The organism is uncultured Stenotrophomonas sp. (genome assembly GCF_963519925.1).
Lineage (GTDB): Bacteria > Pseudomonadota > Gammaproteobacteria > Xanthomonadales > Xanthomonadaceae > Stenotrophomonas > Stenotrophomonas maltophilia_AE.
Genome location: NZ_CAUQPH010000207.1, coordinates 1 through 4,459 on the forward strand (window position 1 = coordinate 1; position 4,459 = coordinate 4,459).

5 protein-coding genes are annotated in these 4,459 nt (G+C 63.4%); 3 read left to right on the forward strand and 2 right to left on the reverse strand.

The features are described 5' to 3' along the window. Nucleotides 1-150 precede the first annotated feature (150 nt). Complete coding sequence (locus RWO33_RS19360) at nt 151-1,344, reverse strand: OsmC family protein (RefSeq protein ID WP_314106988.1); 1,194 nt, start codon at nt 1,342-1,344, stop codon at nt 151-153. A 62-nt stretch (nt 1,345-1,406) separates the two neighbouring features. Further along, a complete protein-coding gene (locus RWO33_RS19365; protein ID WP_314106990.1) occupies nt 1,407-1,688 on the reverse strand; it encodes a hypothetical protein in 282 nt (93 codons plus the stop codon). 281 nt (nt 1,689-1,969) lie between these two features. On the opposite strand from RWO33_RS19365, the gene RWO33_RS19370 reads away from it, so the two are divergent. From RWO33_RS19370 to RWO33_RS19380, 3 genes are all read left to right on the forward strand, one after another. Further along, entirely contained in the window at nt 1,970-2,374 is a 405-nt protein-coding gene (locus RWO33_RS19370; RefSeq protein WP_314106993.1) for a barstar family protein, read from the forward strand. Nucleotides 2,375-2,885: 511 nt separating this feature from the next. Then, a complete protein-coding gene (locus RWO33_RS19375) occupies nt 2,886-3,146 on the forward strand; it encodes a hypothetical protein (RefSeq protein ID WP_314106996.1) in 261 nt (86 codons plus the stop codon). Between the two features lie 315 nt (nt 3,147-3,461). Then, nucleotides 3,462-4,459, forward strand: a 998-nt coding sequence (locus tag RWO33_RS19380) for a recombinase family protein (protein WP_314106999.1), incomplete at its 3' end; no start/stop codon positions are given.

The following is a 4,459-nucleotide window of genomic DNA, read 5'->3' on the forward strand; positions in this document are numbered from 1 at the left end:
TCGTCGGCCTCCTCGGCGGCCTCTACGGTTTCCGCGCCCTCTGCGCTTTCCGCCGCCGCCCCGGCCGGGGCGAGCAGCGTGCACAGGGCGAGCGCCAGGTGACTGCGCCGCCAACCGTGGGCATGGCGCGCGGGGCGCACCGGCTGGCGCTTACTGCGCTGCGTCTGCATACGCCCCTCGCACGATGCTGCCTTCCAGCTTCTGCTCGTCCTTGACCAGGTTGTACAGCGGGCAGGTCGCTTCCACCGACTGGCGCAGCGCGTCGATGTCCTGCTCCGAGGCGGGCGATTCGATCCGCACCTTGTAGCGGATGCCGCTGTAGCGCGCCGGCGAGTTGACGTTGCTGCCGAAGCGCGGGCTCACCTGGCCGTCGACGGTCAGCTCCAGCGCATCCAGCAGCACGTTCCGCGACGCCGCCTGGACCTCGAAGATATGGGTCAGGCAGGTACCAGTCACGCCGAGCAGGTGTTCCTCCACCGTGGGCGCCAGACCGTATCCGAGCAGCCCGGGTGCGCTGTCGTGCAGCTGCTGGTGGTAGCCGTCCTTGCCCAGGAATATGCGGCGCAGGCCGGTGTGCGGTTCGACGTGGGCGCGGGCTACCAGCGTCTCCGGCTCGGCCGGCCGGGCCTTGCCAGCGGCCGGCTTCACCTGGCGGGCGAGCACTGCCGGGCGTTTTTCCTCGGTGATGAAGTCGCGCAGGCCCGGCGGCTGCTTCGGGTCGCGTTGGGCAGCACTGTGGTGGTACTCCACCTCGGCATGGCTGACCTGTTGCGGCCGGGTGACCAGGTCGATCGCCGAGGAGTTCTCATGTACGGCGCGCTTGAGGGTCTGCAGCTGCGCGTCGGTGGCGGGAGAATCGATATAGGCCACGTAGGACAGGTTGTTGGGGTAGGCCAAGGTGTCGCTCTTGCGCTCGGGAATACTGGTGAACACCACGTCCAGCCCATCCAGCGGCACGTTCTGCACCGCCGCCTGCACTATGTATTCGTCGGCCACGGCGCTGGCCAGCGTGCCCACCAGCGAATCCCAGGAGCCCGCACCGAGGTTGTAGCCGGCGTAGTTGCGGCCGCTGTCGCTGATGTACTGGAACTCCCCCGTCGGCCCGATGCGCAGGCGTCGCACGCCGGAGCGGCTTTCGGCAGTGACCTTCGCATGGATGGGCGTGGCCGCAGCCGGCTGCGCAGACTGCGCCTGGATCGCGGCGCGCTTGTCTGCCAGGTAGGTCCGCAGTGGCGAGTCCGTGCCCTCCGCCGGGAGGGCGACCGGAGAGGCCAGCAGGAGGAAGGCAGACAGCACGGTGGCGCCGACAAGCTTGGACGACGGCGTGGAGCGGACGATGGACATTGGCGAGCGGCCTCGGGGGGATCGTGAACAGAAGCCCACTCTTCCACGTCGCCGCGCCGCGTTTAAATAACGGTTGGCAATTCCGATATGCAGGGGCTGTCCGGCGTTGCAAGGCGAAGTCTGTCGGCATGCACCGCATTGAAACGACAGATGGCGCCGACGTGCGCCCTCGCATCCGGCGACATCCAACCGAGCAATTCCACAAGGGCGCGATGCCGGGCGTGCAGGTCTTGATATTGCGATATGGGGGTGTAGGCAAGCAGCCGGGACCGCGACACCGCACCAGCCACCCCCGCAGCGGTTTTGACATCAATAAGCGCCGCCCATCCGGGACTGTTGAACATGGTGCTACCGTTCTCTATAGTGGCGGCACATACCCCGGGCCGGCTCCTCTCCTCACACGCTGTACGTGAGTGAAGGGTTCCGGGGTTTTTCTTTGCCCGTTCTTCGAGTCTACGGGTCGAATGACGCCCGAGGGCGCAGCATGCGCAGTCCTGCGACTTCGCTCACAGGTTCGGTTTCGATAAGGTGGAGCCGCGCCATCCGACATGGCTGGATGCGTCACGGTAGCCACCATCCGGCGCTGCTAATGTTTCGCTATCGAGGCGGAGGACTGCAGTACGGCATGGCAAACGCTGATGCACTCATCCTGAGAATGAAAGGCAGCGCGGTGCACGACATCGCGAGCTTCTACGACGAGATCAACCGCGTCTTCATGAGCGGTGAGGATTGGCAGTTGGCTCACAGCTTGGATGCGTTGGATGACATGTTGTACGGCGGCTACGGCGTGCTGGCCGGGCACGCCGTAGCCACTCTGATCTGGCATGACATCGAGCACGCCCGGAATGCGCTGGGCGTGGCGGCCACCCGTGCATGGCTGCAGGCCAAGCTGGATGGGAGCGGCACCTTCAATGCGCGCGCCATTACCGATCAACTGCAGGCGCTCGACGCCGGCGAAGGCCAGACCTACTTCCAGATCGTCATGGAGATCTTCGCGGCGCATCCAAGGATTATCCTGGAGAGCCGCTGAGCTCGCCGCGCCGATAGGCCGGGACCGGTAGGGTCGGTTCCCAAACGACCGCACGTGCACCACCAACGCCCGGTGACGCATGGACCACGACCGAAGCCACCTCTCCGTTCAAGGTCATGCGTTACCGGGCGTGGACGCGCCATCGGCGGTCGTCTTGCGACCGACCTTACCGGTCAATCCGGTGCCTGCGGCAGCCCTCCCCTACAATGTGACGTCCGGCCACCCCATGGCCCCGCCACCGATGGACCCCGCGTGACCCAGAAGCCCGCCGAACACACCCCGTTGATGAAGCAGATAGGGTGCAGCTAGATCATATGCAAGCAAAGCCTTGTGCAGCAATGCCTCTAACCGCCAAGGCACGTAGGCAGCGTCTAATTCGCAACATTGCCGCAACACGTATTCCAGCGGCGAATGACCGGCGCAACGGGCTAAGTCAACTCCAGGATCGAAGCCGTTTCCCTCCTTGCGTTACGCTGGGTATGCCAACGACAAGGCCCGCGAGGAGGGCACAATGGAACTTATCGAGGACCCGACGTTCTTGAGCCTGTTCTCACAAGTCCAAGTGATGGACGCGGTTCTGATGGCGTCGCTTAAGTCACATCCTCGCCCGACCGAGCTGCTTGAGCACATCGAACAGAACATCGCTCTCGTTCGCTCGGTGAGCGCGCTACGGGCTGCGGATGGTCCGATTGGCAAGCTTGCGGACGAGAAAATGGCACCCCAAGCGGACGGCTGGCTGAGCTACGCACGCAACGTGCTGGCCACGGATTGAGCGCGAGCAAGCGCTGCCCCAAGGTGGCTCTGTGGGCGCAGGAGGGCTCTTAAGCTGAGGCTATCAGGCCTGCTGATAATAGCTGCGGTGAGGCTGGAATCCACAACCATATAGACCTTCATTCAGTTGCAGCCTCACGAACATGATCTCCTTCAGGCCCAACGTCAGACCGTCACGTGATGGTCAAGGCATCGGCCTAGCGTCAGGTGGATGTATCGGCCTGACTGAGACGTTTCTGTGTCCCCGGATAAGAACACGGAAGTAAGCAGAGCACAGAACGGAGCCACAGGCCTTCGCGCAGCGCAATACGTGCGCATGTCGACGGAGCACCAGCGCTACTCGACTGAGAACCAGGCTTCGGCCATCGCCGAATACGCCAAGGCGCACGGGATCGAGATCGTCCGAACCTACGAGGACGCTGGCAAGAGCGGCCTGACCCTAAAGGGGCGACCCGGACTGCAGCGCCTACTCAACGATGTCCAAGAGCCCGGCAGAGATTTCGAGCTCATCTTGGTCTACGACGTCAGCCGTTGGGGCAGGTTCCCTGATCCAGATGAAGCCGCAAGCTACGTCCACGCGTGCAAAAAGCGGGGGGTCGCCATCGTCTACTGCGCGGAGCCCTTCCAGAACGACGGCTCCCTGCCCTCCGCCATCATGATCGGTCTCAAACGGGGGATGGCGGCCGAATACAGCCGAGAGCTATCGGTGAAGGTCTTCCGCGGTGCCTGCACGATAGTCCAACACGGCTATCGTCAGGGTGGGACAGCCGGTTACGGCCTGAGGCGCCAACTGCTGGACGAACAGCGCCAGCCCAAAGGACTTTTGGCCCGGGGTCAGCATAAGAGTATCCAGACCGACCGGGTCGTCCTTGTGCCTGGTCCGCTGGACGAGCTCTCTGTCGTCCGGCGCATCTACGAGCTGTTCCTCAATGGCAACCCGGAGCGAGTCATCGCGGCCATGCTCAACCGGGAGAATGTTGCCGCGGAGACCGGAAGGCCTTGGTCCCGTGGCGTCGTTCACCAGATCCTGACTAACGAAAAATACATCGGCAACAACGTCTATAACCGGACTTCTTTTAAGCTTAAAGCCCAGCATGTCAAGAACCCACCCGAGGAATGGGTGCGGAAAGCTGACGCCTTCCCAGCCCTCGTGCCGATCGAGAAGTTTTTCCAGGTCCGGGAGATCATCGCCCAGCGTTCCTCACACTACGAAGACGACCAGCTCTTAGGGATGCTTCGGCAGCTCCTGGCCAAGCACGGGGGTTCACCCCCGTTTTCACGGACACTTACGAGAAGGCCGATCAAGGCCATGAG

Coding starts and splice junctions, on each gene's coding strand:
- RWO33_RS19370 (WP_314106993.1), top strand. CDS start 1,970: ATGGCAAACGCTGATGCACTCATCCTGAGAATGAAAGGCAGCGCGGTG.
- RWO33_RS19375 (WP_314106996.1), top strand. CDS start 2,886: ATGGAACTTATCGAGGACCCGACGTTCTTGAGCCTGTTCTCACAAGTC.
- RWO33_RS19360 (WP_314106988.1), bottom strand. CDS start 1,344: ATGTCCATCGTCCGCTCCACGCCGTCGTCCAAGCTTGTCGGCGCCACC.
- RWO33_RS19365 (WP_314106990.1), bottom strand. CDS start 1,688: ATGTTCAACAGTCCCGGATGGGCGGCGCTTATTGATGTCAAAACCGCT.